Annotated in this window: 15 protein-coding genes; 6 read left to right on the top strand and 9 right to left on the bottom strand. The window is 61.3% G+C overall.

Annotated elements, in window-relative coordinates; all coding sequences use genetic code 11:
• Nucleotides 1-22: 22 nt before the first annotated feature.
• From RBB49_RS25435 to RBB49_RS25410, 6 genes are all read left to right on the top strand, one after another.
• Nucleotides 23-982, top strand: coding sequence for a dihydrodipicolinate synthase family protein (locus RBB49_RS25435; RefSeq protein WP_306145741.1), 960 nt, complete (start codon nt 23-25; stop codon nt 980-982).
• Nucleotides 973-1,905: a proline racemase family protein gene (locus tag RBB49_RS25430; protein WP_306145740.1), complete on the top strand. Its 933-nt coding sequence runs from the start codon at nt 973-975 to the stop codon at nt 1,903-1,905. The genes RBB49_RS25435 and RBB49_RS25430 overlap by 10 nt, the downstream gene beginning before the upstream one ends.
• A gap of 39 nt (nt 1,906-1,944) precedes the next feature.
• On the top strand, nt 1,945-3,192 hold the full coding sequence (locus RBB49_RS25425; protein ID WP_306145739.1) for an FAD-binding oxidoreductase: 1,248 nt from the start codon (nt 1,945-1,947) through the stop codon (nt 3,190-3,192).
• A 10-nt stretch (nt 3,193-3,202) separates the two neighbouring features.
• On the top strand, nt 3,203-4,306 hold the full coding sequence (locus RBB49_RS25420) for a cis-3-hydroxy-L-proline dehydratase (protein ID WP_306145738.1): 1,104 nt from the start codon (nt 3,203-3,205) through the stop codon (nt 4,304-4,306).
• 10 nt (nt 4,307-4,316) lie between these two features.
• Nucleotides 4,317-5,342, top strand: a complete 1,026-nt coding sequence (locus RBB49_RS25415; protein WP_306145737.1) for a proline racemase family protein — start codon at nt 4,317-4,319, stop codon at nt 5,340-5,342.
• Between the two features lie 463 nt (nt 5,343-5,805).
• Complete coding sequence (locus tag RBB49_RS25410) at nt 5,806-6,456, top strand: peroxiredoxin (protein WP_306145736.1); 651 nt, start codon at nt 5,806-5,808, stop codon at nt 6,454-6,456.
• Nucleotides 6,457-6,802: 346 nt separating this feature from the next.
• Here RBB49_RS25410 and RBB49_RS25405 read toward each other — a convergent pair whose 3' ends face one another.
• From RBB49_RS25405 to RBB49_RS25365, 9 genes are all read right to left on the bottom strand, one after another.
• On the bottom strand, nt 6,803-6,991 hold the full coding sequence (locus RBB49_RS25405) for a hypothetical protein (RefSeq protein WP_306145735.1): 189 nt from the start codon (nt 6,989-6,991) through the stop codon (nt 6,803-6,805).
• A 58-nt stretch (nt 6,992-7,049) separates the two neighbouring features.
• Nucleotides 7,050-7,619 carry a carbon monoxide dehydrogenase subunit G gene (locus tag RBB49_RS25400; RefSeq protein ID WP_306145734.1) on the bottom strand — a complete coding sequence of 190 codons (570 nt, stop codon included), beginning with the start codon at nt 7,617-7,619 and terminating at the stop codon, nt 7,050-7,052.
• Nucleotides 7,620-7,641: 22 nt separating this feature from the next.
• Nucleotides 7,642-8,517, bottom strand: coding sequence for an XdhC family protein (locus RBB49_RS25395; RefSeq protein ID WP_306145733.1), 876 nt, complete (start codon nt 8,515-8,517; stop codon nt 7,642-7,644).
• A 19-nt stretch (nt 8,518-8,536) separates the two neighbouring features.
• The gene (locus tag RBB49_RS25390; RefSeq protein ID WP_306145732.1) at nt 8,537-9,736 is read right to left on the bottom strand and encodes a VWA domain-containing protein; all 1,200 of its coding nucleotides are present in this window, start codon (nt 9,734-9,736) and stop codon (nt 8,537-8,539) included.
• 4 nt (nt 9,737-9,740) lie between these two features.
• Complete coding sequence (locus tag RBB49_RS25385; RefSeq protein ID WP_306145731.1) at nt 9,741-10,622, bottom strand: MoxR family ATPase; 882 nt, start codon at nt 10,620-10,622, stop codon at nt 9,741-9,743.
• Nucleotides 10,623-10,829: 207 nt separating this feature from the next.
• Nucleotides 10,830-13,250 (bottom strand): aerobic carbon-monoxide dehydrogenase large subunit, encoded by a 2,421-nt coding sequence (locus RBB49_RS25380; protein ID WP_306145730.1) that lies wholly within the window; start codon nt 13,248-13,250, stop codon nt 10,830-10,832.
• Entirely contained in the window at nt 13,247-13,747 is a 501-nt protein-coding gene (locus RBB49_RS25375; RefSeq protein ID WP_306145828.1) for a (2Fe-2S)-binding protein, read from the bottom strand. Before RBB49_RS25375 ends, RBB49_RS25380 begins: the two co-directional genes overlap by 4 nt.
• A gap of 32 nt (nt 13,748-13,779) precedes the next feature.
• A complete protein-coding gene (locus tag RBB49_RS25370; RefSeq protein WP_306145729.1) occupies nt 13,780-14,646 on the bottom strand; it encodes a xanthine dehydrogenase family protein subunit M in 867 nt (288 codons plus the stop codon).
• 440 nt (nt 14,647-15,086) lie between these two features.
• Nucleotides 15,087-16,337: an MHYT domain-containing protein gene (locus RBB49_RS25365; protein WP_306145728.1), complete on the bottom strand. Its 1,251-nt coding sequence runs from the start codon at nt 16,335-16,337 to the stop codon at nt 15,087-15,089.
• Nucleotides 16,338-16,436: the final 99 nt, after the last annotated feature.

The following is a 16,436-nucleotide window of genomic DNA, read 5'->3' as shown; positions in this document are numbered from 1 at the left end:
GATCAGTTGCAAGGAGTGATCGATGACCACGAACGTCTTTTCCGGATTGATGCCGGCCCTCATGACCCCTTGCCTGCCGGATCGCACACCGGACTACGATGCGCTCGTTGCCAAGGGTCAGGAACTGATCGCGGCAGGCATGTCGGCGGTTGTCTATTGCGGTTCGATGGGGGACTGGCCGCTGCTCACCGATGCGCAACGCATGGAAGGCGTCGAACGCCTCGTGCGTGCGGGTGTGCCCGTTGTCGTTGGCACGGGCGCAATCAACACGGCGTCGGCCGTCGCGCATGCGCGGCACGGTGCGGAAGTCGGGGCGCATGGCCTGATGGTCATCCCGCGGGTGCTGTCGCGCGGCAGTTCGGCGGCCGCGCAGCGCAGTCATTTCGGCGCGATCCTCTCTGCCGCCCGTTCGTTGCCCGCCGTGATCTACAATAGCCCCTATTACGGCTTTGCAACGCGTGCCGATCTCTTCTTCGAACTGCGCAAGGCGTTTCCGAATCTCGTTGGTTTCAAGGAATTCGGCGGCAAGGAAGATCTGCGCTATGCCGCCGAGAACATCACCTCCCAGGATAAGGACGTCACCCTGATGGTCGGCGTCGATACGGCGGTCCTGCACGGCTATGTCAACTGCGGTGCAACCGGTGCAATCACCGGCATCGGCAATGCAATCCCGAAAGAAGTTCTGCATCTGGCGCGGCTGTGCCGGAAAGCGGCCGAAGGGCATGTCGAGGCGCGCCAACGCGCCCAGGAACTGGAAGACGCCATGGCGGTCCTGTCCAGCTTCGACGAGGGCCCTGACCTTGTCCTTTACTACAAGCACCTGATGGTTCTGAATGGCGAAGACGCCTACCGGCTGCATTTCAACGAGACCGACGCGTTGTCCGATGCGCAGCGCAACTATGCGGAGGCGCAATACGCGCTCTTCAAGGCCTGGTATGCCGACTGGTCACGGCAAGGAGGAGTGACCGCCGAATGCGCGTGATCGACAGTCACACGGCGGGAGAACCGACCCGGGTCGTGATCGAAGGCGGCCCGGATCTCGGACCGGGACCGCTTGCGGAACGAGCCGCGCGCCTTGAGGCAGATCACCTGGATTTCTGCGCCTCTGTTGTTCTTGAACCGCGCGGTCACGACGCCATTATCGGCGCGTTCCTGCTGCCGCCGACCCGGAGCGATTGCGCCGCGTCGGTTATCTTTTTCAACAACCTTCAGAATCTGGGCATGTGCGGCCACGCCTCTATCGGTCTCGGTGCGACCCTTGCCTATCTGGACCGTGTCGGACCCGGCCGGCACAGCATTGAAACCCCCGTCGGGGTGGTTGAACTCCTGCTCCATGATGCCAACACGGTTTCCGTCACCAATGTCGAAAGCTATCGCCACCTGAAGGATGTCACCGTCGATGTTGACGGCATTGGCCCGGTCACGGGCGATGTCGCTTGGGGCGGCAACTGGTTTTTTCTTGTCAGGGAAAGCCCGGTCGCCCTCGTCCCGCAGAATATCCGGCCGCTCACCGATCTGACCCTGAAGATCCGTGAAACTCTGGAAAAGAACGGGGTCACGGGCAAAGACGGTGCCTGGATCGATCACATTGAGGTTTTCGGACCCCCGGTGAACCCGGATGCAGACAGCCGCAACTTTGTCCTGTGCCCGGGCGGAGCCTATGACCGGTCGCCTTGCGGCACCGGATGTTCGGCAAAGCTGGCCTGCCTTGCCGAAGACGGGCTGCTCGCGCCGGGGCAGGACTGGGTTCAGGAAAGTATCATCGGCAGCACCTACACAGCCAGTTACCGGAACGGTACCGGCTCAGGCGTCGTCCCGACGATCACCGGACAGGCGTTTGTCACCTCGGATGCCGCGCTCAGGTTCGATCCGGCAGATCCCTATCGCAGCGGAATTCGCTTTTAGGTTCTGAGCTGTTGCATTGAGCGTGTCGTGGAAGCGCGGATGAAAGAGAAGAAAGAGGACATTGTTGTCGTGGGGGCCGGGATTATCGGGATCACGGCCGCACTCCGGCTGCAGACGACCGGGCGCTCGGTGCTTGTGCTCGACCGCGATGACGGCACGCCGAGAACGTCGGAAATGAACGCCGGTGCCTTTGCCTTTGCCGATATCGAGCCACTGGCCACGCCCGGCATCATGAAGAAGGCACCCAAGTGGCTGCTGGACCCGCTCGGACCCCTGTCTGTCCCGCCTCGATACGCCTTGAACATGGTGCCCTGGCTGCTCCGTTTCTGGCGCGCAAGCCGGCCGGACCGGTACCGGAGCTCGGTAAAGGCCCAGGCGGATCTGATGCAAATGGCACGAAAGGCGCTGGAAGAGCTCATCCGGGAAACGGCAACGGAGCACCTTTTCCGCCGGGAAGGCCAGCTTCAACTCTATGAAGGCGAGCGTGAATACCGGGCCAGCCTGTCTTCCTGGGACCTTCGCCGGGCACACGGCATAGACTTCGAACTGTTGGAAACGCCGGAGGCGATTGCCGCATTCCAGCCGGGTATCGACGCGCGCTTCACCCATGCCGGTTTCACCCCGGACTGGATCAATGCCTGTGATCCGGCGCTTTGGCTCAAGACCCTGACGGAAACATTCCTGTCGCGCGGGGGCAGAATTGAAAGTGCTGAGGTCGATTCGCTCAGCTTGAGCGAAACTTCTGCCGGTTTGTCAGGCTCGAAGGTCGAGATATGCGCCGGTCAGATCATCATTTGCGCCGGTGCCTGGTCCCACAGGCTTGCCGCGACAATCGGTGACCGTTTTCCGCTGGAAACAGAACGGGGTTACAACACGACGCTTGGCGCGGGGGCTTTTGATCTGAAAACTCACCTGACCTTCCCCGGGCATGGCTTCGTGGTCACCCGCATCGGTGATGACATCAGGGTTGGCGGTGCCGTCGAGCTTGGTGGCTTGTCGCTGCCGCCGGATTACCGGCGCGCGCGGACGCTGCTGGGCAAAGCCAAGCAGTTTCTTCCCGCGTTGAAATGCGACGGCGGGCGGCAATGGATGGGTTTTCGTCCGTCCTTGCCGGACAGTCTTCCCGTCATCGACCGCTCGCCAAGGGACCGCCGTGTCATCTATGCATTCGGACATGGCCACCTGGGTCTGACACAATCAGCCGGGACGGCTGAACTGGTGACACACCTCGTCGAGGACACGGTTCCGCCTATCGATCTGACACCGTTTTCCACATGCCGATTTTGAGGAGAGACCGATGAAAATCTCTGCGATCAATGTCTTCCAGGTCGATCTGCCGCTGAAGGAAGGGCGATACAGCTGGTCGAACGGGAACTTTGTCGAGGTGTTCGACAGCACGGTCGTTGAAATCGTGACCGACGAGGGCCTGAAAGGCTATGCCGAATGCTGTCCGCTCGGGTCAGCCTATCTGCCGAGTTTCGCGCGCGGTGTAAGGGCGGGCCTTGACGAGCTTGCGCCCCGGCTCATCGGCCAGGACCCGCTCAACATCGGTGAGATCAATCGCACCATGGATGCCGCCCTGCGTGGACATCCCTATGCCAAGGCACCGGTTGATATCGCCTGTTGGGATCTTCTTGGAAAGGCGACAAACCAGCCGGTCTATGCGCTCCTTGGCGGATCGGCGCAGGACGATGTCGTGCTCTACCGTGCCATCAGCCAGGAAGCGCCCGATGTCATGGCGCGGAAAATCGAAGGTTACGCTGCGGAGGGTTACACCAAGTTTCAGTTGAAGGTCGGCGGCGACGCCAATGAGGACATCGCGCGCATCCAGGCAACGCGTGATGTTCTGAAACCCTCGGACCTGCTTGTCGCAGACGCCAATACCGGCTGGACCCGACACGAGGCGGCCCGGGTGGTCGGTGCGGTTGCCTCGCTCGACGTTTACATCGAACAGCCCTGCATGACCTACGAAGAGTGTCTCTCGATCCGCAGGCGGACCGGACTTCCCTTTGTGCTCGATGAGGTCATCGACGGCCCGAACATCCTCGTGCGCAGCCTTGCGGAGGATGCCATGGACTGCATCAATCTTAAGATATCCAAGGTTGGTGGGCTGACCCGGGCCAAGCTGATGCGCGACCTGTGCGTTGCGCACGGCATACCGATGACCATCGAGGATACCTGGGGCGGCGATATCACAACGGCGGCCATCGCGCATCTGGCAAGGTCGACACCGGCGGAATTCACTTTCTCGGCGACGGACTTCAACAGCTACGGCACCGTGGACATCGCCGAGGGCGCTCCGAAGCGCGTGAACGGCCGTATGACGGCGGCCGATCGTCCCGGCCTTGGCGTCACACCGATTTTCGAGGCGCTTGGTGAACCCGTCGCCCGCTATTCATGAGGCAATCAACATGCGCAGCAGCAAGACAATTCACGTAATCTCCTGCCATGCGGAGGGAGAGGTCGGCGATGTCATCGTCGGCGGGGTCGCACCGCCTCCGGGCGCAACGATCTGGGAGCAACGCAGCTTCGTTGCAAGCGACCAGACCTTGCGGCGCTTCATGCTCAACGAGCCGCGTGGCGGCGTGTTCCGGCACGTCAATCTGCTTGTGCCGCCGAAACATCCGGACGCAGATGCGGCCTTCATCATCATGGAGCCGGAAGACACCCCGCCCATGTCCGGATCGAATTCGATCTGCGTTGCAACCGTGCTCCTGGACAGCGGCGTTCTGCCCATGACCGAGCCCGTCACGGAACTGGTCCTCGAGGCCCCCGGCGGGCTGGTGCGCCTGACCGCCGATTGCCGCGATGGCAAGGCGGAAAGGATCCACGTCCGGAATGTCGCAAGCTTTGCGGACAAGATGGATGTCGCCCTTGAGGTCGAAGGCATCGGGACCCTGACGGTTGATACGGCTTTCGGCGGTGACAGTTTTGTGGTCGTCGACGCGGCAGCACTCGGCCTTGCCATGAACGAAAGCGAAGCGGGAGACATCGCCAGGCTCGGCGTGCGCATCACCAACGCTGCCAACGAGCAGCTCGGGTTTTCCCATCCCGAAAATCCGGACTGGAACCACATCTCTTTCTGTGCGTTCTGCGGTCCTCTGAGCCCGACCGAAATGGGCTTCACCGGACGCTCCGCCATTGCGATCCAGCCCGGCAAGGTGGACCGGTCGCCTTGCGGAACCGCTGTCTCCGCGCGCATGGCACTGATGGCGGCCAGGGGCCAGATGCGCGTCGGACAGGAATTCGAAGCGCGCTCCATCATCGGCTCGACATTTACCGGCAAGATCCTCGGCACCGCGACGGTTGGAGAAAAGGCCGGTATCGTGCCGCAGATCAGCGGGCGGGGCTGGATTACCGGTATTCATCAGCACATGCTCGACCCGGCAGACCCCTGGCCGGAAGGCTACAGGCTGAGCGACACATGGGGCGCATAGCGCTGCCGCCCGATGGGTATTGGGAAACATTTCCATTTTCCACCGGAGTGGTAAGCTCGGACCAGTGTCTGTTGCGTCAGAGAAGAGATAATCAACGGTGAGGCCATTGCTCATCGGGCGCGGAAGACATAGGGTCAGGACCCATTGATTTGGATGAATTGGTAGGGATGAATTTGTTCGGATACGAGGCGCAAAGCTGCTGGAAACCGTCCGGTTTCCAAGGGTTTGCAACGACGTTGCCGGGCAAAATCACCCTATCCCTGCAGGACGCAAAAACGGCTTCGATCCGCACCGTCAAACCGCTCGACCGGGCAGAACGCACGCTTGTCGCGCTTTTCCTTGCAGCTCATCGCCGTTTGCTGCGCCAATTCAACCAAATCAATGGGCCCTGACCCAAGGTAAAGCATCGCATTCAGCGGGAGGCTGTCTGTCGCTTTCGCAAATACCCGAAAGGATTTTTTCCATGTCGCTTCGCATCAATGACACCGTGCCGGATTTTACCGCCGAGACCGATCAGGGCCCGATCAGCTTCCATGAGTGGATCGGTGACAGCTGGGCCATTCTGTTCAGCCACCCCAAGGACTTCACACCGGTCTGCACGACAGAGTTCGGAGTCGTCGGCCAACTGAAGGACGAGTGGGAAAAGCGCGGGACCAAGGTTATCGGCGTCTCCGTCGACAACGCGGAAGATCACAAGAAATGGAAAGTCGACATCGAGAAGGTTTCCGGTGCGACCCCGGGCTTCCCGATCATCGCAGATGAAGGCCTGAAAGTGTCCAAGCTGTTCGACATGCTGCCTGCAGAAGCCTACCTTCCGGACGGCCGCACCCCGGCACACAGCGCAACCGTCCGTTCGGTGTTCATCATCGGGCCGGACAAGCAGCTGAAACTGTCGATGACCTACCCGATGACTGTCGGGCGGAACTTTGCCGAGGTCGTCCGTGCTCTCGATGCCCTGCAGATGTCGTCAAAGGGCGTGGCAACGCCGGCCAACTGGAATGTCGGCGAAGATGTCATCATTCCGCCGAGCGTGAACGACGATGATGCGCGCGCCAAGTTCGGCGAGTTCGACGCAGTCCTGCCCTACCTGCGCAAGATCAAGGCTCCTGCCTGATCAGGAAATACGACGAAAGGTGATGGGTGGGTTTCGGTCCGTGTTTTGAACGGCTTCTGTTTGTTCAGATCGAAGTGTGCTCGCGCTGGAAACGTGCCCATCGCCCGTCATTGCCAGACTTGATCTGGCAATCCATTGCCCGACGTTCGACTTAGCAGACACGGGTCTTATTAAGCGACTTCCCGTCAACAGACTTGTCATTCCGGCTGAAGCAAAGCGGAAGACCGGAACCCAGTAACCACTTGTCTCTCATTCTTCTTTTAGTCTTTGGCCGAAATGAGTGCCGGTTCCCGGTCTTGCCGCTTGCGCGTCAAACCGGGACGGCAAATCCGGAAAACTGCGTGTCTCAACCCAGCGGCGAGCAGATCTGCAGCAGCGCGGCCAGGTGATCCGGCGTTGCAGGGCCGATGCAGCAAGCGTGAACAGTCAGCAGGAATGCGGTCAGCACCGTTCCCGTTGCCAGCGCGAGCATGAGTGACGGATCCTGCCGGATTTCGCGCAGGGCGGCAGTGCTTCTGGATTGCGGGTTTTGCATGTGTTCCTCCCTCGGACACGCAGCGCCCCGGCAAGTGCGAGCCCGGGCGCCGTGAAGATCAAGTAACGGGTTCTTCCGTCTGTGCTTCCGATTTCTTGCCGCCGAAGAGACCGCCGAGCCATCCCTTCTTCTGTTCAGGAGCTTCTGCCGCATCAGCGTTTTCGGCAGTGTCTTCCTGAGGTGCGCTTGGCGCGACCTGTTCGGCGAAGGCCGTGAAGAATTCGCCTGCCAGCCGTTTTGCGGTTGAATCGATCAGGCGAGCACCGAGCTGAGCAAGCTTGCCGCCGACCTTGGCATCGACGTCATAGTGCAGGATCGTTGCGTCCGGCCCGTCTTCTTCGAGCCGAACCTTGGCGCCGCCGCGCGCAAAGCCGGCGACACCGCCCGATCCCTCGCCCTCGATGGTGTAACCGTTGGGCGGATCGAGATCGTTCAGCGTTACCTTGCCGCCGAATGTCGCCTTCACGGGACCGACCTTCAGCTTGACCTTTGCTTCCATCTCCGTGTCGGAATGCTTGGTCAGTTCTTCGCAGCCGGGGATCGACGCTTTCAGCACGTCCGGATCGTTCAGGGCTTCCCAGACCTTCTGTCTCGGGGCTTCGATCCTTTGGCTGTCGTTCATTTGCATGTGGGGTACTCCGATTGAATTGTCAGATATATTGGATGTCGGTCTGGCGCTGGCCCCTGCGCCGGATCACGAGCAGTTCCGCGAGAATCGACAGGGCAATTTCCTCAGGTGTGATCGCACCGAGATCGAGCCCGGCAGGCCCCTCGATGCGCTCCAGCTCAGGTTCGCTAGCGCCCTTTTCCCGCAATTTGTCCTTCAGGGCTTTGATCTTGCGGCGGCTGCCGACAAAACCGATATGGCGGACGGGCACGGAGAGTGCGCCTTCGAGCGCCGGCAGGTCGCCGCGTCCCTGGGTGGAGACGATGATATAGGTATCCGCATTCCCGATCGCATCGGGTCCAAGGCTCTCGACCCGGCGGCCGGCTTCCGGAAAAGCGGCGTGATCTTCAGCGGGTGCGCAGATCGTCACGTCGAAACCAATGGTCGGCGCCTGCCTGGACAGCGCGAAGGCAACCGGGCTTGCGCCGCAGATGACGAGGCTCGGACGCGGCAGGACCGGTTCCACGAAGATATCCATCGTTCCCTGGCTCGGGCACATGTTCCTGGCGAACTGCACACCTTCGCGCTCTTCCCCGGCCTCAACGCCGAGATCCGACAAAAGGTCTTCCGGCTGGATCGAGATCAGCCGCGTTTCGCCGTCTTCCAATGATGCCCTGGCCGCCTTTATGACGGCAGCGCGCGCACATCCGCCGCCAATCCAGCCGCCGGCAATGCTGCCGTCCCTGGCGATGACCGCTTTTGCCCCGGCTTTCGCTGCCGTGACCGAAATCGTTCTGACGACCGTTGCCAGGGCAAAGGGCTCGCTGGCGTCCTGCAGTCGGCTCATAAGGGGCTGGAGGTCGCTGGTCAGCTCGGGAGCCGCGCCTTCCTGTGCGCCGGGGATGGATGTGTGTTTCATGTCTTCCTCTCCCATGGGATCACAACGATGCCAGATAGGGTTCGAGCGCGGCGAGACTGTCGAGATTGTGTGCCGGCGCGAACAGGTCGACATGGGGCAGGGCGGCCTGCATGCCGCCCGCCGTCGGTTCATAGCCCTGCCAGCCGATCAGCGGATTGAGCCAGACGATACGTTTGCACCGACGTCTCAACTTCGCCATTTCCTCGCCGAGAGCATCCGGAGCGCCGGTGTCGTAGCCGTCGGACAGGATCAGCACGCAGGTGCGCGAATGGATCACCCGTGCCGCGTGCCACCGATTGAACTCGGCAAGCGCTTCTCCGATCTTGGTGCCGCCGCCGACACCCTGGGCCATCAGCCCCATGCGGTCGAGCGCCCGTGCCGCGTCGCGTTCCGACAGAGCGGAGGAGACATGCACAAGTCGGGTGTGAAACAGGAAGGCTTCGGCTTCGCGGAAATTGTCCAGCATGCCATGCACGAAGCGGGTGAAAACGGCCGTGTAGTTGTTCATCGAGCCGGAGGCATCAAGCAGGATCACCAGCCGCAATTGCCTTTGGCGGGGCCCCTTGCGGATCAGCTCGATCGGCGTGCCGCCATGCGCGATCGAGTGCCGTATGGTCTTGCGAAGATCAAGCCGCGGTCCCTTGCGCTTTTGCTTGTCGCGGCGCGTCAGACGCACGCGCATGGATCGGGCGAGACGTTCCGCCAGTTCGTGCGCCTTGGCTGTCGCTTCCGGATCCTGCATCTTGCGGAAGTCGACCTGGCCGAGATTGTCCGCGATGCTTGCACCTTCCCGCCGCCCGGACGGGCTGTCGTCGGTGTCCTCGTCCTCTTCGCCCGGCTGCCGCTCGACATCTCCTGCAATCGTGTTCTGGCGCGAACCTTGTGCGTCCATAAGCTCCCGGATCGTTTTCATGCTTTTTTTCGAGCTGCTGCCCGAGACCTTGACCCCGGACTTGACCCCTTTTCCAGCCCAGTAGGCATCGAACAGCTCGTCAAAGACCTTCCAGTCCGAGACCCGGCCGCAAAAGAGGGACCGGAATGCGCGCTTGAGCGTGTGCGACTTGCGCACGGCCGGGGTCTGCAGCAGCCGCAGCGCGTCCTGTGTTTCCGCGAGACCGACCTTGAAGCCGCTGTCCCTGAGCGAGCGGACGAATCCGGCAAGGCGCAGCCGGAGGGCTGCCCCGATTTCTTCGTTCGTCAGTGTCGGAGCGGCGGCCATAGCTTCACGCCACCTTGCCCAGAAGACGGTCCGTGACTTCTTGCGTGACGCGCGACCGGTCTTCGCGGGTCTTCAGGACGCAGGCGAGCGTGTCGAAAACGAGTTCCCGGCTTTCGTGAAGGTTCTTGGTTCCCAATCCGAGGAGCGCGGCAGCCCAGTCGATGGTTTCGGCGACGCCCGGGACCTTCGCCAGGTCTTCCTTGCGCAGCTTGCCCATCAGTTCGGCGATCTGAAGCGCGAGCGCGGCATCGAGCCCGTCGATACGTGCAAGCAGGATGCGCGCCTCGCGGTCAGGCGTCGGGTAGTCGACATAATGGTAGAGGCAGCGCCGGCGCAGCGCATCGGAGAGTTCGCGCGTGCCGTTCGACGTCAGGACAACACGGGGAATGCTGGTTGCCTCGACGGTGCCAAGCTCCGGGATGGAGACCTGGTAATCGGACAGGATCTCCAGCAGAAACGCTTCGAATTCTTCGTCGGCCCTGTCGACCTCGTCGATCAGAAGAACCGGCGGTTTTTCCTGGCGGATGGCTGCAAGCAGCGGGCGCTCCAGCAGGTATTTTTCGGAGAAGACGGCCTCCTCCACCTGCTCCGCCGCCGCACCGGTTCCTTCACGCGCCTTGATAGCGAGAAGTTGCCGTTGGTAATTCCACTCGTAGATCGCGTCGGAGCGATCAAGGCCTTCATAGCATTGCAGACGGATGAGTTCCGTGTCTTCCAGTTTGGCGAGCGCCTTGGCGACTTCCGTCTTGCCCACACCCGCTTCCCCTTCCAGAAGCAGCGGACGGTTCAGCATCTCCGTCAGCAACAGCGCCGTCGCCAGCCCGTCATCCGCGACATAGCCGGTTTCCGAAAGCGCCTTCGCCAATTGTTCCCTGGTCTTGGTCATCCGTTTGGTCTTGGTCACCTGAATAGTCAGTCTTGGTCATTGCCGGATCTGACCCGGCAATCCTGGCCGTTGCCGCACAACGTGCCGGGGGGCTTTGCGGCATGAGGGCGCCGGTCCGGTTGCCTTGCCCGGGCCATGGAGCAACGGGAGAAGGGCATCGCGGGACCGGCGTGGTGAGGGATTGCCGTCCCGCGATGACCTGTTCACTCAGCCGTGTGCGCCGAGGTCCTTGGCGGCCTTCCAGATACGCCACGAATCGTGGGGCATCTGGATGTGGGTGCTGCCCAGGAACTGGAATGCATCATTGACCGCGTTCGAGAACGCCGGAACACCGCCGACATTCGGGCTTTCGCCGACACCCTTTGCCCCGATCGGATGATGCGGGCTCGGTGTCACCGTGTGGTCGGTCTCCCAATGCGGGGTTTCGACGGCGGTCGGAATGAAGAAGTCCATGAACGAGGCGCCGAGCACGTTTCCGGTCTCGTCGTAGCGGATTTCCTGACCCATCGCGATGGCGAAGGCTTCCGTCAGGCCGCCATGGACCTGGCCCTCGATGATCATCGGATTGATGCGCGTGCCGCAATCGTCCAGCGCATAGAAGCGCCGTGTCGTGGCAACGCCGGTATCGACGTCGATATCCATGACACAGAAATAGGCGCCGAACGGGTACGTCATGTTGGGCGGGTCATAGTAGCTGACCGCTTCCAGTCCCGGCTCCATGTTCGGCGGCGGTGCGTGATAGGCCGCCCAGGCGATTTCCTTCATCGACTTGCGCGCTTCCGGATTGCCCTTCACCTGGAACCCGTCGATGTCCCACTCAAGGTCGTATTCGGAAACTTCCAGCATATGGGCTGCGATCATCTGGGCCTTGTTGCGGATCTTGCGGGCGGCAAGCGCAATCGCGGCACCGGCAACCGGTGTCGAGCGGGAGCCGTAGGTGCCAAGTCCATAGGGCGCTGTATCGGTATTTCCTTCCTCGACCATGATATCCGCAGCCGGGATACCGATTTCCGTCGCGATGATCTGGGCCCATGTGGTTTCGTGACCCTGCCCCTGGGACTTCGTGCCCATGCGCGAGATCACCGACCCGGTCGGGTGAACGCGGATCTCCGCGCTGTCGAACATCGCGACACCGAGGATGTCGCAGTTCTTCGACGGGCCCGCGCCGACGATTTCGGTGAAGAACGACACGCCGATGCCCATGATCTCGCGGGTTTCACCGCGCTTGAAGGCTTCCTGCTTGGCTTTCTGTTCGGCACGCAGTTCGCGATAGCCGATGGTGTCCATCGCCTTCTGCATGGCGGTGTGATAGTCGCCGCTGTCATATTCCCAGCCAAGCGCCGACTGATACGGGAACTGGTCTGCCTTGACGAAGTTCTTCATGCGCAGGTCAGCCGGATCCATCCCCAGTTTCTGCGCCAGAACATCCATCGCCCGCTCAATGCAATAAGCGGCTTCCGTCACACGGAAGGAGCAGCGGTAGGCGACACCGCCCGGTGCCTTGTTGGTATAAACACCGTCGACCGACAGGTGCGCCGCCGGGAAGTCATAGGACCCGGTGACGATGTTGAAGAAGCCTGCCGGCCATTTGGATGGGTCGGCACAGGCATCGAAGCCGCCGTGGTCGGCGAGGACGTGCACTTTGAGACCGGTCACGGTGCCATCGCTCTTGGCGGCGATTTCCGTGGTCATGTGGTAGTCGCGGGCAAAGGACGTGGTGGAGAGGTTCTCCATCCGGTCTTCCACCCATTTGACGGGGACGCCTGTGACAATGGACGCGACGATCGAGCAGATGTAACCCGGATACGCGCCCACCTTGTTGCCGAAGCCGCCGCCGATATCAGGCGCGATCACGTGGATCTTGTGCTCCGGGATTGTCGACAGAAGCGAGGCGACCGTGCGGATCACATGCGGGGCCTGGAACGTGCCCCAGACGGTCAACTCACCCTTCACCTTGTCCATCGAAGCAACGCACTGGCAGGTTTCCAGCGGTGACGGGTGCGTGCGGTGATAGGAGATCATCTCGTTGATGGTCACGTCCGCCTCGGCGAAGGCCTTCGCGGTTTCGTCCTTGTCGCCAACTTCCCAGTTGAAAATATGATTGTGGTGCTTGCGCGGACCGTGCGCGCCTTCCGTCTTGCCTTCCAGGTCCGGGCGCAGAACCGGGGCATCCGGCTCCATGGACTTGAACGGGTCGACCAGAACCGGCAGCTCTTCGTATTCCACTTCCACCAGCTGGATGGCGTCGTCCGCGATGTAGCGATCTTCCGCGACGACGAAGGCGACTTCCTGGTTCTGGTAGAGAACCTTGCCGTCGGCCAGGACCATCTGGACATCGCCCGCCAGGGTCGGCATCCAGGCGAGATTGACGCCTTTCAGATCCTCGGCGGTCAGCACCGCGATGACGCCCGGGATTTTCAGCGCCTCGGTGGCGTCGATCTTGGTGATCTTGGCATGCGGATAAGGGGAGCGGACGAAATCGCCGAACACCATGCCCGGAAGTTTCAGGTCATCCACATACTGGCCCTTGCCCTGCGTGAAGCGGACGTCTTCCACGCGCTTGCGCTTGCAGCCCATGCCTTCAAGGGCGGCTTCGCGCTGTTCCCGTGTCGGGGTCATGTCGTTCATTCTGCAGCCTCCTGGGTTTCAGGCTGATTGAGCTGGTCGGCGGCATACTGGATCGCCTTGACGATGTTCTGGTAACCGGTGCAGCGGCACAGGTTGCCCGCAATCCCCATGCGGATTTCCTCTTCCGTCGGGTTCGGGTTTTCCTTCAAAAGCGTATGCGCGCGGGTAATCATGCCGGGGGTGCAATAGCCGCACTGGAGGCCATGCATCTGGCGGAAGCCTTCCTGAAGGGCTGACAGTGTTCCGTCAGGATTGGCCATTCCCTCGATCGTGGTCAGCTCCGCGCCATTGGCCTGGGCGGCAAACATCGTGCAGGATTTCACTGACATGCCGTCCATCTCGATGGTGCAGGCACCGCAATGCGAGGTCTCGCAGCCGATATGCGGACCGGTCAGGTTCAGTTCCTCGCGCAGGAAGTGGATCAGCAGGGTGCGCGGCTCCACGAAGCGCTGCACCTTCTTGCCGTTGACGGTCACGGTGACCGGGATCTGTTCGATATCACTCATGTTTCTCTCCCTCGGTCGGGGTCTCAGGCGCTGGCGCGTTCGGCGGCGCGGGCAAGCGCGCGCTGCATCATGATGCCGGCCATCTTGGTTCGGTATTCGGCGGGACCGCGTCCGTCCGATGCCGGATCGGTAATCGCTTCCGCGGCTGCGACGGCATTTTTCACGGTTGCGTCGTCAAGCGTTGACCCTGTCAGGATCGTGCTTGCGTCTGCTGCGTAGAGCGGCGTGTCCGCGACGTTGGTCAGGGCAACGGAACAGCTCGAAACCGTGCCGCCATTCATCGTCAGGACAACGGCGGCCGCGGCCGTCGCGTAATCGCCCACCTTGCGCTTGAGCTTTTCATAGGCGTAGCCGTGCCCAGCCGGGGGAACCGGAATTTTGACGGCTGTCAGGATTTCTTCCGGCGCAAGCGCCGTGAAATAGGCAGCTTCATAAAAGTCGCGCGCCGCGACGTCCCTGTCGCCATCCGGTCCGGTCAGGACATAGGTAGCATTGAGGCACTGCATCAGGCCCGGCATGTCATTGCCCGGATCGCCGTTGGCGACATTTCCGCCAAGCGTTCCCATGTACCGGATCTGAGGATCGGCGATCAGCAGGGACGTTTCCCTGACAATCGGCAGCTTGTCAGCCAGAAGGTCCGAGCCGATCAGCTCGTGCTGTGTTGTCATGCAGCCGATGGTGATTGTGCCGCCGTCCTCGCTGATGCCTTTAAGGTCGGCAATGCCGCCGAGATCGACAAGGTGCTCGGGAGCCGCCATGCGCAGCTTCATCATGGGGATCAGGCTATGGCCGCCGGACAGGGGCCGGGCTTCGTCGCCGTGGCTGACCAGAATGGCAACGGCTTCGGCCACCGATGATGGCCTGTGATAGGTGAATTCACCGGGGATCACGTTCTCTCTCCTCCCATTCGCCGTTCCGGACATATCCGGAACCGGGCGCCGTTTGCTGTCTGTCGCGTCCAGTCTCAGTCAATCGGCAAACGCAGACCGCCACACCTGGGCGGCGGAATGTCACAGTCTTAAGAGTGATAAGGGGTGCAGTGCACACTCAAGGCGCCATTCACCGAACACCGCTCGCAATACATCGAAGGCGGCTGTTGGGATCACGAAATGCGTCAGAAAGCCTGACGTATTTCACGGAGTGCTGCCAGTGGGAAATGACAGAATTCCGGGAAAGTCTCTGAAAGATCGGTGTTTATTTTGCGCCCGCGTGGCAAAGGCTGTTTTGCCTCCAAACGAGACGCATTTCGTGCAATTCGCACGAATGACGACAAAAAATCGATATTTTTGCACTGCACACACTGCGCGCAGCAGGTTCTGTCCTGATCGTATCACTCGGCAGGAGCAGTCTGATCCGGCTGGTCGGAGGTCTCTGAAAGAGCTGTCAGCCGCTCGCGGATGCGGCTCCATCTGGACCGGCTGACCGGCACCGTTTGCGGGTCGCTGCCGTCCAGCACCAGCACACCTCCATCGCCGGACCTTTTGAAACTGGTGACCCGGGAAAGATTCACGATGTGGCTGCGGTGGACCCGCTTGAAGACCTTGGAATCCAGTTGCTGTTCGGCTTCGCTGATCGACAGCGGACAGAAATGTTCCCGTTCACCGTCGTAAAGCTTGGTGTAGTGGGCATCGGCATGAATGGCGGATATCTCGGAGACGCTGATCTGGGTTTTTTGCCCGTCGCGTTCGATCGGCAGCGTGCGTCTTGAAGCGGGAGCCGACACGCGTGGCTTGGACGCAACCGCCTGCAGACCCGCGGCAGGCCGGCGCGAGGGGTCTTCAACCGCCTGGGCGAGGTCAACGTCTCCGTTTTCCGAAACCTGTGCCCGTTCCGTGTCGGGCTGATCCCCGTCCGGGTTTGCAGGCGCGATTGTTGCCGTTTCGTTTGGCACGAGCGCCAGAAGGAACAGACCCGAGACCAGAAAGGCGACGCAGGACACGAAAATGGCAAGGGTTCCCGGACCGAGCGAGGGAGCCGACAATGTGTTCGCGCTTTGTGTCAGTTCATAAGTCAGCCCGGTCATTGCGGTGTAGTGCATCGCCGATATGGCAAGCGCCATCACCGCTGCCGAAATCACCAGGGGAGGCCTCTTGCCAAGGCCGAACAGCAGCCAAAGCGCCAGACCTGCAGCGTTGAAGGCAATCAGGAAACTTGCCAGAACGTAGGTCGGATTGTGGGCCATCTGCAACGAGGTGTGCAGGGAGTACATGCCCAGGTAATGCATTGTGCAGATGCCGGTGCCCATGACGAAGGCCGCGAGCCCTAGCCTGACGGATGTAAGCCGGCGATTGCTTGCCGTGAAGACGGCAACGCCGACGACCAGCACGCAGACAAGGAACGACAGCAGCGTCGGCAGCACGAGGAAATCGACCCCGAGCGGAAACTTCACGGCGAGCATGCCGACAAAGTGCATGGACCAGATGGCGAGAGCCAGCGTCAGCGCCGCTCCAACCAGAAGCAGACGCCGCCTCGGTTCAACCGCGTTTCTGACCTGAACGGCCAGGCTCAGGCCAACAAAGCTTCCCTGAAAGGCCATCACCAGGGAAAGCGCAACGAGCCAGGGCTCGTGCGTCACTGTCATGCCGAGGCTCTCCTCCCTCGTTTCCCGTGTCCGCCTCCAGACCGGGTCTCAGGACGGCATGATAGGGGAAAGGAAGAATGCCAGCAACGATGACCTTCG

It is taken from the genome of Roseibium sp. MMSF_3412 (assembly GCF_030733265.1).
In the GTDB taxonomy this organism is placed as follows: Bacteria; Pseudomonadota; Alphaproteobacteria; order Rhizobiales; family Stappiaceae; genus Roseibium.
The sequence above is the reverse complement of the archived record's forward strand: the minus strand, read 5'-3'. Positions and strand labels throughout refer to the sequence as shown.